Origin of the sequence: Sphingomonas asaccharolytica NBRC 15499 (assembly GCF_001598355.1) — a bacterium.
Taxonomy (GTDB): domain Bacteria; phylum Pseudomonadota; class Alphaproteobacteria; order Sphingomonadales; family Sphingomonadaceae; genus Sphingomonas; species Sphingomonas asaccharolytica.
The window spans coordinates 1-14,843 of record NZ_BCYU01000035.1; the positions used below are offsets into that span (position 1 = coordinate 1).

The 14,843-nt window shown below is 64.8% G+C and carries 16 protein-coding genes; 15 read left to right on the plus strand and 1 reads right to left on the minus strand.

Going from position 1 to position 14,843, the window contains the following annotated elements; genetic code table 11:
- The first annotated feature begins 183 nt into the window (after positions 1-183).
- From flgB to SAS01S_RS11200, 13 genes are all read left to right on the plus strand, one after another.
- The gene (gene flgB / locus SAS01S_RS11140) at positions 184-537 is read left to right on the plus strand and encodes a flagellar basal body rod protein FlgB (protein WP_066807891.1); all 354 of its coding nucleotides are present in this window, start codon (positions 184-186) and stop codon (positions 535-537) included.
- Between the two features lie 2 nt (positions 538-539).
- Positions 540-950 (plus strand): flagellar basal body rod protein FlgC, encoded by a 411-nt coding sequence (gene flgC / locus SAS01S_RS11145; protein WP_066807893.1) that lies wholly within the window; start codon positions 540-542, stop codon positions 948-950.
- Positions 951-953: 3 nt separating this feature from the next.
- Positions 954-1,640: a flagellar hook assembly protein FlgD gene (locus SAS01S_RS11150; RefSeq protein ID WP_066807895.1), complete on the plus strand. Its 687-nt coding sequence runs from the start codon at positions 954-956 to the stop codon at positions 1,638-1,640.
- A 29-nt stretch (positions 1,641-1,669) separates the two neighbouring features.
- Positions 1,670-2,926 (plus strand): flagellar hook protein FlgE, encoded by a 1,257-nt coding sequence (locus SAS01S_RS11155; protein ID WP_066807897.1) that lies wholly within the window; start codon positions 1,670-1,672, stop codon positions 2,924-2,926.
- 27 nt (positions 2,927-2,953) lie between these two features.
- The gene (gene flgF / locus SAS01S_RS11160; RefSeq protein ID WP_066807899.1) at positions 2,954-3,697 is read left to right on the plus strand and encodes a flagellar basal-body rod protein FlgF; all 744 of its coding nucleotides are present in this window, start codon (positions 2,954-2,956) and stop codon (positions 3,695-3,697) included.
- 13 nt (positions 3,698-3,710) lie between these two features.
- On the plus strand, positions 3,711-4,499 hold the full coding sequence (flgG, locus tag SAS01S_RS11165; RefSeq protein WP_066807901.1) for a flagellar basal-body rod protein FlgG: 789 nt from the start codon (positions 3,711-3,713) through the stop codon (positions 4,497-4,499).
- Entirely contained in the window at positions 4,499-5,185 is a 687-nt protein-coding gene (locus tag SAS01S_RS11170; RefSeq protein ID WP_066807903.1) for a flagellar basal body L-ring protein FlgH, read from the plus strand. Before flgG ends, SAS01S_RS11170 begins: the two co-directional genes overlap by 1 nt.
- Positions 5,186-5,259: 74 nt before the next feature.
- Positions 5,260-6,360 carry a flagellar basal body P-ring protein FlgI gene (locus SAS01S_RS11175; protein WP_066807905.1) on the plus strand — a complete coding sequence of 367 codons (1,101 nt, stop codon included), beginning with the start codon at positions 5,260-5,262 and terminating at the stop codon, positions 6,358-6,360.
- Positions 6,357-6,743 (plus strand): rod-binding protein, encoded by a 387-nt coding sequence (locus SAS01S_RS11180; RefSeq protein WP_066807907.1) that lies wholly within the window; start codon positions 6,357-6,359, stop codon positions 6,741-6,743. Before SAS01S_RS11175 ends, SAS01S_RS11180 begins: the two co-directional genes overlap by 4 nt.
- Positions 6,740-8,077 carry a flagellar hook-associated protein FlgK gene (gene flgK / locus SAS01S_RS11185; protein ID WP_066807909.1) on the plus strand — a complete coding sequence of 446 codons (1,338 nt, stop codon included), beginning with the start codon at positions 6,740-6,742 and terminating at the stop codon, positions 8,075-8,077. The genes SAS01S_RS11180 and flgK overlap by 4 nt, the downstream gene beginning before the upstream one ends.
- Before the next feature lie 5 nt (positions 8,078-8,082).
- Positions 8,083-8,976 (plus strand): flagellin N-terminal helical domain-containing protein, encoded by an 894-nt coding sequence (locus tag SAS01S_RS11190; protein ID WP_066807911.1) that lies wholly within the window; start codon positions 8,083-8,085, stop codon positions 8,974-8,976.
- Between the two features lie 190 nt (positions 8,977-9,166).
- A complete protein-coding gene (gene motA, locus SAS01S_RS11195; RefSeq protein ID WP_066807913.1) occupies positions 9,167-10,030 on the plus strand; it encodes a flagellar motor stator protein MotA in 864 nt (287 codons plus the stop codon).
- Positions 10,031-10,223: 193 nt separating this feature from the next.
- The gene (locus SAS01S_RS11200) at positions 10,224-11,168 is read left to right on the plus strand and encodes a flagellar motor protein MotB (RefSeq protein ID WP_066807915.1); all 945 of its coding nucleotides are present in this window, start codon (positions 10,224-10,226) and stop codon (positions 11,166-11,168) included.
- Positions 11,169-11,235: 67 nt separating this feature from the next.
- Here SAS01S_RS11200 and SAS01S_RS11205 read toward each other — a convergent pair whose 3' ends face one another.
- Entirely contained in the window at positions 11,236-11,862 is a 627-nt protein-coding gene (locus SAS01S_RS11205; protein ID WP_066807917.1) for an outer membrane protein, read from the minus strand.
- Positions 11,863-12,089: 227 nt separating this feature from the next.
- Here SAS01S_RS11205 and SAS01S_RS11210 point away from each other — a divergent pair, with 227 nt between their 5' ends.
- Together SAS01S_RS11210 and SAS01S_RS11215 are read left to right on the plus strand one after the other, a co-directional pair.
- Entirely contained in the window at positions 12,090-13,232 is a 1,143-nt protein-coding gene (locus SAS01S_RS11210) for a serine hydrolase domain-containing protein (protein WP_066807919.1), read from the plus strand.
- Between the two features lie 32 nt (positions 13,233-13,264).
- Entirely contained in the window at positions 13,265-14,833 is a 1,569-nt protein-coding gene (locus SAS01S_RS11215) for an N-acyl-D-amino-acid deacylase family protein (protein ID WP_066807961.1), read from the plus strand.
- Positions 14,834-14,843 lie beyond the last annotated feature (10 nt).

Sequence of the window (14,843 nt, forward strand, 5' to 3'; positions counted from 1 at the left end):
AAAGCGCCGGAAGGGTGAGGGTCTGTTCTCGCCGGCAAACCGGCAAAAGCCATTGCCGCAACCGGCAAGCCTTTGCCGCCTTCGCCTCCTTCCCCCGGCAAAACCCACCCAATCGCCTTCGGGACGGCAATTGGCACGCCCCTTGCTGACCTATCGCGCAGGATTTCACGCGAGGTGACGGCAATGGCCGACAACACTCTGTTCGGGATACATGGGGCGGCGCTCGAAGTGCGCGGTCAGCGCATGGGCGTGCTTGCCTCCAACATCGCGAACGCCTCGACCCCCGGGTTCAAGGCGCGCGATATCGACTTTCAGCAGGCGCTGTCCTCGGCGACCGGCTCGGGCGGGCTGACCGACACCGGCCTCGCGGGCGCGACGAAATATCGCGTGCCGCTGCAGCCCAGCCTCGATGGCAATACCGTCGACCTGTCGACCGAGCAGACCGCCTTCGCCGAGAATGCCGTCCAGTATCAGACGACCTTGTCCTTCCTGAACGGGCGGATCGGCCAGATCACCCGCGCGCTGAGGGGCGAATAATCATGAGCAACGGACCGCTCACGATCTTCCAGGTCTCCGGCCGCGCGATGAGCGCGCAGTTGGTGCGCCTGAATACGACAGCCTCCAACCTGGCCAATGCCGGGTCGGTCGCGAGCTCGGCCGATACCGCCTATCGCACGATCAAGCCGGTGTTCCGCACCAGCTTCGACAAGGCATCGGGCATGTCTACGGTCGACGTCGAAAGCGTCGTCACCGCCGGCGAGACCCCGACGAAACGCTACGACCCCGCCAACCCGATGGCCGACAAGGACGGCAATGTCTGGGAATCGGCGGTCGATGAGACCCGCGAGCTGGTCGACATGATGGAGACCAGCCGCAGCTACCAGAACAATGTCGAAGTCATGCAGACCGCCAAGTCGCTGATCCTCGATACCCTCAAGCTCGGGAAATAAGAGATGACCTCGACCTTCGATACCACGCTCGCCAATATCGGCATCGGGCGCACCGGCGCCTCGACGCCGGCGGTGGCGCCGGCCGGATCCGGGCAGACGCTCGGCCAGGCCGATTTCCTGAAGCTGATGACCGCGCAGATGCAGAACCAGGACCCGTTCAACCCGGTCGACAATACCCAGATGGTCGCCCAGATGGCGCAATTCTCGTCGCTCTCGGGCATTTCCGAGATGAACTCGACGCTGAAATCGATCGCCGACAAACTGACCGGCACTTCGGCCAACGACGCGCTTGCCTATGTCGGCAAGACCGTGCTGACCCAGGGCGATACCGCGTTCGGCCGTACCACCGGCGGCATCGCCGGCGCAGTCGATGTCGATAGCGCGGCGAGCGACCTCAAGGTCACGATCCAGGACCAGAACGGCAATACGCTCAAGACGCTCGACCTCGGCGCGCAGACCAAGGGCACGGTCAATTTCGACTGGGACGGCAAGACCGAGGCCGGCGCCGACGCCGGCGCGGGTCCGTTCAAGGTCGTCAGCAACGCCAATGCCAATGGCGCCACCGTCGGTACCCACACTTTGGTCTGGGCGCCGGTCACATCGGTCTCGATGCCCAGCTCGGGCAGCCCTGTCCTCAACGTCGCCGGGATCGGCAACGTCGACCTCTCCGCCGTTCGCCAGATCGGCTGATCCAACCCATCTCCCAAGGAGCCTGAACCATGTCCTTCTATACGTCGCTTTCCGGCCTCACCGCCGCCCAGACCCAGATGTCGACGATCTCGCACAACCTCGCCAACGTCGACACCAACGGCTTCAAGAAGAGCGTCACCGAATTCGCCGACGTCATCGCCTCGAGCGTCAATCTGTCGCCGACAATGATGGTCGGCGCCGGCACGATGGTGAAGGGCAACGTCCAGCAATTCAGCCAGGGCAATTTCATCCAGTCGGCCTCGGCGCTCGACCTCGCGATTTCGGGTGACGGCTTCTTCGCGATCAAGCCGCAACTCAATGGCTCGAACGTTAATTACACCCGCAACGGCGGCTTCAAGGTCGATCCCGACCATTATGTCACCGACGCGCAGGGCGATTATCTCCAGGTCTATCCGGTCGATGGATCGGGCGCGGTCGTCGCGAGCGGTCTCGACCAGGCCATCAGCCTGCAGCTGCCGGCCACCAGTGGCACGCCCAGCCCGACCCAGAATGTCGGCATGACGGTCAATATGCCGGCAAGTGCCGCGGTGCCGACCACCGCGACCTTCGATCGTTTCGATCCGTCGAGCTACAATCAGTCGGCGCAGACCACGGTCTATGACTCGTCGGGCAATCCGCAGACCATGACCACCTATTTCAAGCGCGAGACGACTGGCACGCCGTCGACCTGGTCGGCCTATAGCTTCATCGGCGACAAGGCACTGACCTCGGGCGGGTCGGACCACATCACCATGTCGTTCGATGCGACCGGCGCGATGACCGCGCCGACCGGCGCGACGACGTTCGATCCGGTCACCCCGACGGGCGCCACCGCCGCGCAGACGATCGCCTTCACCCTGGGCGCTGCGAGCGCACAAACGCCGACGGCGTTCAACGTCACGTCGCGTAGCGCCGACGGTGCCGCGATCGGCCAGCTCCAAGGCGTGACGGTCGACGGCGACGGGACGGTCAAGGCCAGCTTCTCGAACGGCGACGTCAAGTCGCTGGGCAAGGTCGTGCTGGCCAACTTCACCAATCCGGCGGGCCTGCGTCAGCTGGGCGATTCCACCTGGGCGGCGACCGGCGTGTCGGGCGCGCCGGTGGTCGGTTCGCCGGGCAGCGACGGCTTCGGCAATTTGATGTCGTCGACGATCGAGCGGTCCAATGTCGACATCACCGAGGAACTGGTCAGCCTGATCGCGGCGCAGCGCAATTTCCAGGCGAATGCCAAGGCGCTCGATACCGCCAGCCAGATTTCCCAGACGATCTTCAACATCCGCAGCTGATGATCGAAAGGTATCGGGAGCTAAAGCATGGATAAGCTGATCTACACCGCGGCGTCGGGGCTGAAGAGCCACATGGCGGCGCAGGCGGCGATCGCCAACAATATGGCGAACGCGTCGACGATCGGCTTCCGCGCCGAAAAGGTCAACTTCAACAGCCTGTTGCTCAAGGGAGCGGGCTTCGACAGCCGCCAGCCGGCGTCGGAGAACGTGACCGATTTCGACCGCAGCGCGGGCGCCGTCACCACCACCGGACGCAGTCTCGATGTTGCCATTCCGGGCGACCAGTGGATGGCGGTTCAGGCGAATGATGGTAGTGAGGGCTATACGCGTCGCGGCGATCTAAACATCTCTGCGACGGGCGTTTTGGAAACCGGCGACGGTTTCCCGGTGATGGGGTCGGGGGGCCCCATCACCGTGCCGCCCGCGACATCGGTCTCGATCGCGCAGGACGGGACAATCTCGATCATTCCGGTCGGCGGCGACGCCAAGAACCCGCAGGTCATCGACCGCATCAAATTCGCCAGCGCGCAAGGCTCTCAGACCGTCAAGGGTCTCGACAATCTGATCCATGTGCAAGGCGGCGGCATTCTGCCGACCGACGAGAATGCCAAGTGCATCTCGGGCGCGCTCGAACAATCGAACGTCAACATGACGCAGTCGCTGGTCGACATGATCGAGAACCAGCGCAGCTACGAAGTACAGGCCAATTTGATGAAATCGGCCAAGGACATGGACGAAAGCGCCGCATCCGTGATGCGGATGCCGAGCTAAGGAGTAGAATGAGATGAGCAGCGCAGCGATGCACATCGCCCGCACCGGCCTGGACGCCCAGGACATGCGGATGCGGGTGATCTCGAACAACCTGGCCAACGTCAACACGACGGGGTTCAAGAAGGACCGCGCGTCGTTCGCGACCTTGTCCTACCAGACGGTGACCGCCGCCGGCGCGCAATCGTCGAGCGACAGCAAATACGCCACCGGGCTCAACCTCGGCACCGGCGTGCGCATCCAGGGCACGTCGCGGATGGAAACCCAGGGAACGATGCAACAGACCGGCAACGCGCTCGATCTGGCGCTCGACGGCGACGGCTATTTCCAGGTGCAGCTGCCCGGCGGCCAGCTCGGCTATACCCGCGCGGGCAATTTCTCACGCTCGCCCGAAGGCCTGTTGGTCACCAACGAAGGCTATCAGGTGATGCCCGGCATCACCGTGCCCGAGGGTGCGACCCAGATCACCGTCGGCACCGACGGCACCGTCTCGGCGACGGTCGCCGGCCAGACCGAGCCGGCCCAGCTTGGCCAGCTTCAGGTCGCGAATTTCCCCAATCCGGCCGGCCTGCAGTCGAAGGGCGACAATTACATGCTCGAAACCGCATCGTCGGGCGCCGCCAATCTCGGCGTACCGGGCCAGGACGGCCGCGGCATGGTCCGTCAGGGCATGCTCGAGGCGTCGAACGTCAACGTCGTCGAGGAACTGGTCGACATGATCGAATGCCAGCGCGCCTATGAGGTCAATTCCAAGATGATCTCGGCGACCGACGACATGCTCAAATACGTCAATCAGAACATCTGATGCGCATCGTCACCACCATCGCCCTCGGCACCGCCGCACTCGGGCTCGCTTTGTCGGCCGGCGCGCCGGCCGAGGCGCGCCTGCTCGGCAAGAAGAAGCCGGCCGAGGATTATTCCGCCGCCCCGCCGGCGGCGCCGCCACCCGCGCCAGCCAACGGATCGATCTTCCAGCCGCAGAACGGCTATGCCGCGCTGTATGAGGGCTCAGTGGCGAGGAAAGTCGGCGATCCGCTGACGATCGTCCTGGTCGAGAACACCCAAGCGTCGAAGTCGTCGTCGTCCAAACTCGATTCGGGCGGCGGGTTCAGCCTGACTCCGCCGAGCACCGGTGCGCTATCGCTGTTCAAGCCCAGCGACGCCTCGGTCAGCGGCGCGCGCAATTTCAACGGCAAAGGCACCGCCGACCAGTCGAATTCGCTGTCGGGCGAAGTTTCGGTCACGGTCGTCGCGGTCTATCCCAACAACACCATGCTGGTGCAGGGGCAGAAGCGCGTCACGCTCAACCGCGGCGATGAGTTTGTCCAGATCAAGGGGCTGGTCCGCTTCGCCGATATCAGCGCCGATAATCGTGTGCTGTCGACCCGCGTCGCCGATGCCCGCATCGCCTATACCGGCAAGGGCGACGTCGCTCGCGCCGGCCGCCAGGGCTGGCTCGGCCGCTTCTTCTCGGTGATCAGCCCGTTTTGATGCTCGCGATGGTTAGCACAGCTTTAACCATCTCCGTGCCAGACCGCCGGGCGACAATGATTGGATATCGTCCCATGCTGCGTGCCCTGCTCGTCTTCCTCGCCCTGATGACCGGTTTCGCCGCGACCCCGGCCATGGCCGATCGCGTCAAGGACCTGGGCGGATTCCAGGGCATCCGCAGCAACCAGCTGACCGGTTACGGCATCGTCGTCGGTCTGGCCGGCACGGGTGACGACAATCTCGAATATACCATGCAGTCGATGAAGGCGGTCGCCTCGCGCTTCGGCCTGCAGCTGCCCGCCGGCGTCAATCCCGGCCTCAAGAACGCCGCGGTGGTGATGATCACCGCCGAATTGCCAGCCTTCGCCAAGCCCGGTCAGCGGATCGACATCACCGTTGCATCGATGGGCAAGGCCAAGTCGCTGCGCGGCGGCGCCTTGATCATGACCCCGCTAATGGGTGCCGACGGCCAGATCTACGCGATGGCGCAGGGCAACCTCGCGGTCGGCGGCCTGGGCATTGAGGGCAAGGACGGATCGTCGGTCGTCGTCAACGTCCCCTCGACCGGCCGTATCCCCGAAGGCGCCACGGTCGAACGCACGGTCGATACCGGGTTCGAAACCGCGCCGACGCTCGTCTTCAACCTCGCCCGCTCCGATTTCACCACCGCGCAGAACGTCGCCACCGCGATCAATGCGCGGTTCGGGGGCGGCGTCGCCGACGCGGTCGATGGCGTGTCGATCAAGGTCAACGCGCCCGCCGGTGCCGATGTCCGCGCGACGATGATGAGCGAGATCGAGAACCTGACCGTCACCTCGGCCGACCCGCCCGCGCGCGTGATCGTCAATGCTCGCACCGGCACCGTCGTGATCAATTCGACCGTCCGCGTCGGCGCCGCCGCGATCACGCATGGCAAGCTGACCGTCCGCATCGACGAGAAGCAGACTGTCGTGCAACCTGCCCCGTTCAGCAACGGCACGACCGCGAACGAACAAAAATCTGGCGTCAACGTCGAGGAAGAGAAGCGCCCGATGTTCCTGATGAACCCGGGTCCCAAGCTCGCCGATATCGTCAAGGCGGTGAACGCGATCGGCGCCACGCCGTCGGACCTCGTCGCGATCCTCGAAGCGCTCAAGGAAGCTGGTGCGCTCAAAGCGGACCTGATCATCCTGTGACCGATATTCCTTCACCAACCCTGCCCTTGGCCCAGCCGACGGCGGGCATCTCGACCGACAACAGCCGGCTGACGTCTCGCGCCAATTTGAAAAAGGCGGGCCAGCAGTTCGAATCGGTGTTCATCGGGATGATGCTGAAGTCGATGCGCCAGGCCAATCTGGGCGACGGATTGTTTGACTCCAAGAATTCGGAAACCTTTCGCGACATGCAGGACAAGCAAGTCGCGGAGAGCATGGCCGCGCACCAGCCGATCGGCATCGGCAAGGCGATGACCGAGTTCCTCGCGAAGTCGCAAAAGGCGCTGCAGGATGCAGCGGCCGCCTCAGCCACATCGGTCGCGTCCCCCGCGCCGGCCACGCCTGACGCAGGAACCACGTCATGAGCGACATGCTGTCGATCGGCGCGAGCGGGCTAAAGGCCTATCAGGTCGCGCTCAACACCGTGTCGGAGAATATCTCCAACGCGGGCACGATCGGTTATTCGCGCCGCACCGCCTCGACTTCCGAGGTCGCCGCGGTCGGCAAGAACACGTCGCTCAATGGCATGGGCTCGCTGGTCACCGGGATCGTCCGCGCCGGCGATTTCTACGCTGCGGCCCAGGTCCGCACCGCGGGTTCCGACCTGGCGCGGACCGAAACCAGCGTCACCTGGCTCGATCGCATCGAATCGAGCCTCGACGGCAATCAGCTGAGCACCCGGTTGTCGGACTTCTTCACCGCCTCGACCACGCTCGCCGCGGATCCGACATCGCTCGGCGCGCGCGCCTCGATGCTCGAAGCCGCGTCCGGCGTCGCCAGCGCCTTTTCGAGCACCGGCAAGGCGCTCGATCAGGTTGCCCAAGATCTCGACGGCACCGCGCGCTCCTCGGTCGAATCGCTTAATTCCGCGACTGCTACGCTCGCCCGGATCAATGACGGCCTCAGCCGCGCAGCCGCCGGCACTGCCGGCGCCGCGGCGTTGCTCGACCAGCGCGACCAGGTGCTCGAACAGATGAGCGCGCTGACCGATATCTCGGTCGACTTCGATGCGATCGGCCGCGCCACCGTGCATGGCGGCGGCAGCGCCGGCCCCGTTCTGGTCTCCGGCGCGCAGGCCGCGACGGTCATCTACGCCTCCAATTCGGCCGGCGCGGTGTCGTTCAATGTGCTCAACGGCGCCGCGCAACAGAGTCTCGCCCCGAGCGGCGGCGCGCTAGCGGGCGTGGTCGATTCGATGCAGCGGGTGGTAGACGCCAAGAGCCAGCTTCAGGCCGTGGCCCAGGATTTTGCCACTGGGGTCAATACGGTCCAGGCCGGCGGGCGCGACCTCGACGGCAATCCCGGCCAGCCACTGTTCGCGCTCGGAACCGGTGGCACTGCCGACATGACGGTCACCCTCGACGACCCGCGCGGCATCGCCGCGGCGGCGGTCGGCGGCGGGACCCGCGACAATACCAATCTCGCGGCGCTCGCGGCGCTGCGCACGTCCGCCGGTTACGAGAATCGCATCGTCGACATGACGACCGCCAATGCCGCGACCCTGTCGCAACGCAAGGCGGTGGCTGCGGCGCAGGACACGATCCACAACAACGCGGTCGCCGCGCGCGATAGCGCCTCGGGCGTCAATCTCGACAGCGAGGCGGTCGATCTGATGCGCTTCCAGCAAGCCTATGCGGCGACCAGCCGTGTCATCCAGGTCGCGCGTGAAACGATGCAGACGATCCTCGATATCAGGTAACCCCGATGCAGATCTCGACCAGCCAATTCTACGCGTTCAACCAGCAGAACATGCAGTCGCTGACCGCGACCGCCGACAAGCTGCAGACGCAGATTTCGACGACCAAGCGGATCAACGCGCCGTCCGACGACGCGGTGTCTTGGCGGCGGCTGCAGAGCCTGGCGCGCGATGGCGCCGACGACACCGCTTATGGCGGCAATCTGACGCTCGCCGGCACGACCTTGAGCCAGGCCGACAGCACGCTGAGCTCGATCACCGACGCGCTCCAGCAAGCCAAGGAGCTCGCGGTCAAGGCGAACAGCGGCACGCTGTCGCCAAGCGATCGCGTGGCGATCGCCGATCAGCTCGACGCGATCGTCACCAATCTGGCCGGCTATGCCAATGTTAAGGATTCGCGCGGCGCCGCGGTGTTCGCCAATGGCGATGCCGATGCCGTGACCAAGAATGCCGATGGCACGTTCAGCTTCGCCGCCACCGGCCCGACATCGATCCCGGTCGGCGCCAACGAGGCGATCCAGCCCGGCGATTCGGCCGCGCGCGTGTTCGTCGATTCGAGCGGCGGCAACATCCTCTCGGCCATTTCCTCGCTTTCCACCGCGCTCAGGGGCACCGGTAACCTGTCGACTATCGCCGGTGCGACCGGCGACGCGCTGCAGGCGGCCAACGACCAGGCAGCGAGCGTCCAGGCCGGGCTCGGTGCCCGCGCCGCACGGGTCGATCTGGAAACCTCGCGACTCAAGGATATCGCCACCAATCGCGAAGCGGCCCGATCGGCGCTCGAGGATACCGACGTCACCGCGACGATCACCAATTTGCAAAAGACCATGACGGTCCTGCAGGCGACCCAGGCGAGCTTCACCAAGCTCGCCAGCATGTCCCTGTTCGACTTCCTGAAATAAGTCTCGCGGCGCCAGCCTCCGCAGCCGTTCCGACGGTGCTGCGGAGGGTGGCGCCGCACCCGGTTCCAGCTGTGCGGAATCGACAAACCGCAACGTCCTTAACCGGTTGGCTACGAAAAGCCGGTTAACCATCGGTCGAACCGGTCGTTATCCGGTTAGGCCGTGATTGCAGGGGGTAGTTAGAACTAAGATGTTTCCGGCAATCGGCCTCGTCGTTCTTCTCGCGATGGTCTTCGGCGGGTTCGTCTTCACCGGCGGCGCGCTGGGACCGATTCTCGAGGCCATTCCCCATGAAATGCTCATCATCGGCGGCGCCGGGGCCGGCGCGCTGATCATCGGCAATTCGCCCAAGGAGCTTAAAGCGCTTGGCGGCGGCATCATGAAAGTGATGAAGGGGCCGAAATACAAGAAACAGGATTATCTCGACGTCATCTTCCTCGTCTCGAAGCTGATGAAGATGCTGCGGATGGACGGGCCGATCGCGCTCGAACCGCACGTCGAGGACCCCAAATCCTCGGCGATCTTCGCCGAATATCCTCGCCTGCTCGCCGACCACACATTGGTCAATCTGATCGCCGACACGCTGCGCCTCGTCGTCGTCTCGTCGGGCACGCTCGACGTCCACGCGGTCGAGGAAGTGATGGATAACGCGATCAAGACCCACCACCACGAGGTCGAGGGGCCGCAGGGGACGCTGCAGAATCTGGCCGACGCGCTGCCCGCTTTGGGCATCGTCGCGGCGGTGCTCGGCGTCGTGAAGACGATGGGCTCGATCGACAAGCCCCCGGCGATCCTGGGAGCGATGATCGGATCGGCGCTGGTCGGCACCTTCCTGGGCGTGTTGCTTGCTTATGGCATGGTCGGCCCGCTCGCGACGCGCCTCAAGCAGATCATCGAAGCCGACGCCGCGATCTATCACGTCGTCAAGCAGATCATCATCGCCTCGCTGCACGGCCACCCGCAGCCGCTGGTGATCGAAGCCGCGCGCTCGGGCATCGCCCATTCCAACCAGCCGGCCTTCGCCGAGGTCTTCGATGGCCTGCGTGGACGCTGATCGTGGGGGCTCCTGCTTTCGCTTTTGATGTTCGCGCAGAGGCGCAGAGGACGCAGAGCTGTTCTCCCCCGCGTCAGCGCAGCTGTTCTAGACCACTCGGAGCTAAGGGCCGCTGGCGCGGCGACGCATTCGCTCTCTGCGCCCTCCGCGCCTCCGCGCGAATCAATATTTCCTTGAAAGCGGACGCCAACTGATGGCCGCCGCCCGCGCTCCTCATGGCAGCAACCAGCCGCCCAAGGTCATCGTCAAGAAGATCTATATCGAGGCCCATGGCGCGCATCACGGCGGCGCGTGGAAAGTCGCTTATGCCGACTTCGTGACCGCGATGATGGCGTTCTTCCTGTTGCTGTGGATTCTCGGCGCGACCACCGAGAAGCAACGCAAGGGGATCGCCGACTACTTCTCCCCGACCCTGGTCAATATGAAGGAGAATAGCGCGGGGTCGAACGGGATGTTCGGTGGATCGTCGATCACCGACAAGGACAATTACCCGCACAAAGCCTCGCAGACCGGCACCAAGTCGCTGACCATTCCCGTCGGCGCGACCGGCGGCTCCAATATCGGTTCGGGCGAAAAGGGGTCGCTCAAGGCGCGGCTGACCGTCGAGGACCGGAAGAATTTCGACGAGATGAAGCGCAAGCTCGAACAGGCGATGAAGACGCCTGCTTTCGCCAAGCTCGCGAGCCATGTGAAATTCATCCAGACCCGCGACGGCCTGCGCATCGACTTGGTCGACGACGCCGATTACTCGATGTTCGCGCTCGGCACGACGCAGCTGGTTCCGGCCGCGAGCGACCTGATCGGAATGATCGCCGGGTCGGTAAAGGCGATGGAAAACCCGATCATGATCCGCGGCCACACCGACAATCTGGCTTATGGCAATCCGCTGGCGATGAACAATTGGATGCTGTCGACCGGCCGCGCCGAAGCGACACGCCGCCGGCTGGCATCGGGCGGCCTGGTCGACGATCGCTTCTACCGCATCGAGGGCGTCGCCGACCGCGAGCCGATGATCGAGAACAACCCCGCCGACCCGCGCAACCGCCGTGTGTCGATTACCTTGCTCTACCGCGCGGGATCGTTCGATGACGGCGGCAGCACCAGCATCCCGACTTCGCCGGGCATATTGAGCAAATAGCGCCTAGTACGAATCGAGGCGAAAGGTGCGCGACGGCGCCTTTCGCCTCGATTTCAGTCGTGCGGGCTTATTTGAAGCGGAAGCCGATGCTTCCCATCACCCGCTGACGCGACGTGTGGTCGCTATATTGCGAGTAGACATATTGCGCGCCGACATAGACGGGTAGCTTCGCGTCGGCGCTGGTCAACGTATATTCCAGGCCGCCGCCGAGCTGATATCCGTCGCTGCGAAAGTGGTCGTAATAACCGGTCTGTCCGGCCGGCGCGTCGAACCGCTTGCGCTGTTCGTTGTTCACATAGCCACCCTTGCCGTAAACCAGGACGTTCGGCGTCACGAGATAGCCGACGCGCACGGCGGCGCCCCACTCCTCGAAAGATTTGTGGCAGACGTCGCCCCCCGGACCAGCCGGCGTGCAATTTTCCGTCCAGTCGTTGGCACGCCAATAGCTGCCCTCCGGCCCGACCACGATCTTGCCGCCGATCACGCCATCGAAGCCGATCGTGGCGCCATAGCCGAACTTGTCGTTGTGAACGCCTTGCGACTGGAACCGATCGCCGCCGACATTGCCTTCGATCCGAATGCCACGAAATGACGTCGAAGAATCTTGAGCGGCCGGAGTATCCTGAGCAGAAGCGGTTTGCGGGGCGATCGCCGTGACGCCGATGGCGAGGGCAGTCAGAAGCAGGGTACGCATAACAGAATTCCTTTATCGCATGATGAGCGGGCGGGAGGCGTAACCTTCGAGCGCTTCGGTTGATCCGCGAATTATTCGACAAAAAATCAGACTGTTGCCTCATCGCAACAGACACGTGATCCTTGAGCTCAAGGTCGGAACTTGCACGCTCGAACGGAGTTTGCCGTCCGCCGCCGCGCGCGAATGCGGTCGTTGCAGCCAGCCTGGTCTGGCCCTAGCCTCGCGACATGCTGTCCTTCCTCCTCTTCGCCGCGGCGAGCGCCGCGCAGCCCGTCGCTTCGGTCCGCGTCACGTTCGATCGCAAGGGGGAGACCTCCGCGCGCGCCGAGGGCTTCGCCGATCCTGCGGTCAATCGCGGCGTGACTCCCGACGATCCGGTGCGGATCGCCTCGATCTCCAAGTTGGTGACGACGGTCGCGGTGATGCGGCTGGTCGAGCAGGGCAAGCTCGACCTCGACAGCGACGTGTCCGGATGGCTTGGCTACAGCTTTCGCAATCCGGCCTTTCCCGACACGCCGATCACGCTGCGCCTGTTGCTGTCGCATCGCTCGGGCCTGACCGACAATATCGACTACGTCCTGCCGCTCGACGGCGACATGCACGCGACGCTTGCCAATCCCAAGGCCTGGGACGCCGAGCACGCGCCAGGCACCTTCTTCCGCTACACCAATTTCAACTTCCCCGTGGTCGCCGCGGTGATGGAGCGCGCGACCGGCGAGCGATTCGACCGGCTGATGGATCGGCTGGCGCTGAAGCCGCTCCGGCTAAAGGCCTGTTATCAATGGGATACGTGCGACGACGCGACGATCGCGCACGGCGTGGTGCTGTTTCGCGGCGGCCAGGTGACGCGCGACGACAATCACGGCAAGCGCCCGGCCTGCCCGGTCACCCCGGCGACCGACGGCAGCTGCGACCTGTCGCGCTGGAAGGCCGGCGCCAACGGCGCGATGTTCGCGCCGCAATCGGGGCTGCACATTTCCGCGCGCGGGCTCGAGCGGATCGGGCGGATGCTGCTCGGCAACGGCAAGGTCGACGGCGTGCGCTTGCTCTCCCCCGCCTCGGTCAAGCTGATGGAGACGCCGGCCTGGACCTATGACGGCAGGAACGGCGACATCGGCGACGGCTGGGTGTGCAGCTATGGCCTGGGCATGTTCGTGATCGCGACGCCGCAGGCGGGATGCCGTGACGATCTGTTCGGCGACGGCAAACGCCGGTTCGGCCACCTCGGCGACGCTTATGGCCTCAAGTCCGGATTATGGATCGATCCAACCGCCGGTACCGGCATCGCCTATTTCGCGACCGACGTGCCGGCCGACAAAGGTATGCGTTCGAGCTATACCTCTACTGAAGAGTCGCTAGCCCATCCTTGACGCCGCCCGCCGCGACCGAAAGGATCGCGGCCATGAAATTGCGCACCGCTCTCGCCGCCACCTTGCTCGCCGGTTGTTCGATCGGCGCCGCTCCCTCCCCCGCCATGCAAGCCGACCTGATCCTGCGCGGCGGCACCGTCTATACCGGTGACGACGCGCCGTTCACCGGCGACGTCGCGATCAAGGACGACAAGATCGTCGCGGTCGGGCCCAATCTGAAGATCGCCGCCGCACGGACGATCGATGCGACCGGCATGATCGTCGCCCCCGGCTTCATCGATCCGCACACTCATGCCGGCCCCTGGCTCGCCTCGGCCGATGCCAAGACGCGACTGGTCCCGGCGTTCCTGCTACAAGGCGTGACCACCGCGTTCATCGGCAATGACGGCGGCGGCAGCACCAATGTCGCGGCGACGCTGGCGACGCCGAGCACCAAGCCGGTCGGCCCCAATTTCCTGACCTATGTCGGCTTCGGCGCGATCCGCAACCAGGTCATCGGCGGCGCCAACCGCGCGCCGACTCCCGCCGAGCTCGACAAGGAAAAGGCGCTGGTCGCCAAGGGCATGTGCGAAGGCGCGATCGGCTTTTCGACCGGGCTGTTCTATGCGCCGCAGAGCTTTTCCAAGACCGACGAAGTGATCGCGCTGTCGCAGGAAGCGGCCAAGCGCGGCGGCTATTACGACAGCCATATCCGCGACGAATCGAGCTACACCGTCGGCCTTGCCGCCGCGATCGACGAAGCGATCGACATTGGCAAGGCGACCGGCATGCCGATCCATATCAGCCACATCAAGGCGCTGGGCGTCGACGTCCAGGGCACGGCGCCCACGATCATCGCCAAGATCGACGCCGCGCGCGCCGCCGGGGTCAACATCACCGCTAGCCAATATCCCTGGTCCGCATCGGGCACGAGCCTGGTCGCCTCGCTGATCCCTCTCTGGGCGCAGGACGGCGGCACCGCGGCGCTGGTCAAGCGGTTCGACGATCCCAGCCTCACGCAGAAGCTGCGCGAGGGCATCGCCGAGAACATGCGCAAGCGCGGCGGCCCGCATTCGCTGCTGATCACCGAAGGGCAATGGCGCGGCAAGCGGCTCGACGAGATCGCGGCAGCGATGAAGACCGACCCGATATCGGCGGCGATCGCGGCGATCCGCGTGCACGATGCCGGCGTCGTTTCGTTCAACCAGAGCGAGGCCGATATCGCCGCGTTCATGAAACAACCCTGGGTGATGACCGACAGCGACGCGTCGAGCGGCCATCCGCGCGTCTGGGGCACGTTCGCCCGCAAATATGCGAAGTACGTCGTCGCCGATAAGGTGATCAGCCTGCGTGAGTTCATCGAGCGCAGTTCGTCGGTCACCGCCAAATGGTTCGGGCTGACCGGACGCGGCGAATTGAAGCCCGGCGCGTTCGCCGATGTCGTGGTGTTCGACCCCAAGACCTATGCCGCGCAGGCGACCTACGAACAGCCGACGCTTCCCGCGACCGGCGTGAAGACCGTCGTCGTCAACGGCAAGGTCGCGGTCGACAACGGCCAACTCACCGGCGCGGCCGCCGGCCGCGCGCTGCCGCATACGCCAACGGCCGGCACGTGCGGTTGAGCCCCGCAAT

Bases quoted from the DNA above. Each gene is read 5' to 3' on its own strand.
- SAS01S_RS11170 (WP_066807903.1), top strand. From the start codon at position 4,499: ATGCGCATCGTCACCACCATCGCCCTCGGCACCGCCGCACTCGGGCTC.
- SAS01S_RS11210 (WP_066807919.1), top strand. From the start codon at position 12,090: ATGCTGTCCTTCCTCCTCTTCGCCGCGGCGAGCGCCGCGCAGCCCGTC.
- SAS01S_RS11190 (WP_066807911.1), top strand. From the start codon at position 8,083: ATGCAGATCTCGACCAGCCAATTCTACGCGTTCAACCAGCAGAACATG.
- SAS01S_RS11175 (WP_066807905.1), top strand. From the start codon at position 5,260: ATGCTGCGTGCCCTGCTCGTCTTCCTCGCCCTGATGACCGGTTTCGCC.
- flgB (WP_066807891.1), top strand. From the start codon at position 184: ATGGCCGACAACACTCTGTTCGGGATACATGGGGCGGCGCTCGAAGTG.
- flgK (WP_066807909.1), top strand. From the start codon at position 6,740: ATGAGCGACATGCTGTCGATCGGCGCGAGCGGGCTAAAGGCCTATCAG.
- SAS01S_RS11215 (WP_066807961.1), top strand. From the start codon at position 13,265: ATGAAATTGCGCACCGCTCTCGCCGCCACCTTGCTCGCCGGTTGTTCG.
- flgG (WP_066807901.1), top strand. From the start codon at position 3,711: ATGAGCAGCGCAGCGATGCACATCGCCCGCACCGGCCTGGACGCCCAG.
- SAS01S_RS11205 (WP_066807917.1), bottom strand. From the start codon at position 11,862: ATGCGTACCCTGCTTCTGACTGCCCTCGCCATCGGCGTCACGGCGATC.
- SAS01S_RS11155 (WP_066807897.1), top strand. From the start codon at position 1,670: ATGTCCTTCTATACGTCGCTTTCCGGCCTCACCGCCGCCCAGACCCAG.
- flgC (WP_066807893.1), top strand. From the start codon at position 540: ATGAGCAACGGACCGCTCACGATCTTCCAGGTCTCCGGCCGCGCGATG.
- SAS01S_RS11200 (WP_066807915.1), top strand. From the start codon at position 10,224: ATGGCCGCCGCCCGCGCTCCTCATGGCAGCAACCAGCCGCCCAAGGTC.
- flgF (WP_066807899.1), top strand. From the start codon at position 2,954: ATGGATAAGCTGATCTACACCGCGGCGTCGGGGCTGAAGAGCCACATG.
- motA (WP_066807913.1), top strand. From the start codon at position 9,167: ATGTTTCCGGCAATCGGCCTCGTCGTTCTTCTCGCGATGGTCTTCGGC.
- SAS01S_RS11150 (WP_066807895.1), top strand. From the start codon at position 954: ATGACCTCGACCTTCGATACCACGCTCGCCAATATCGGCATCGGGCGC.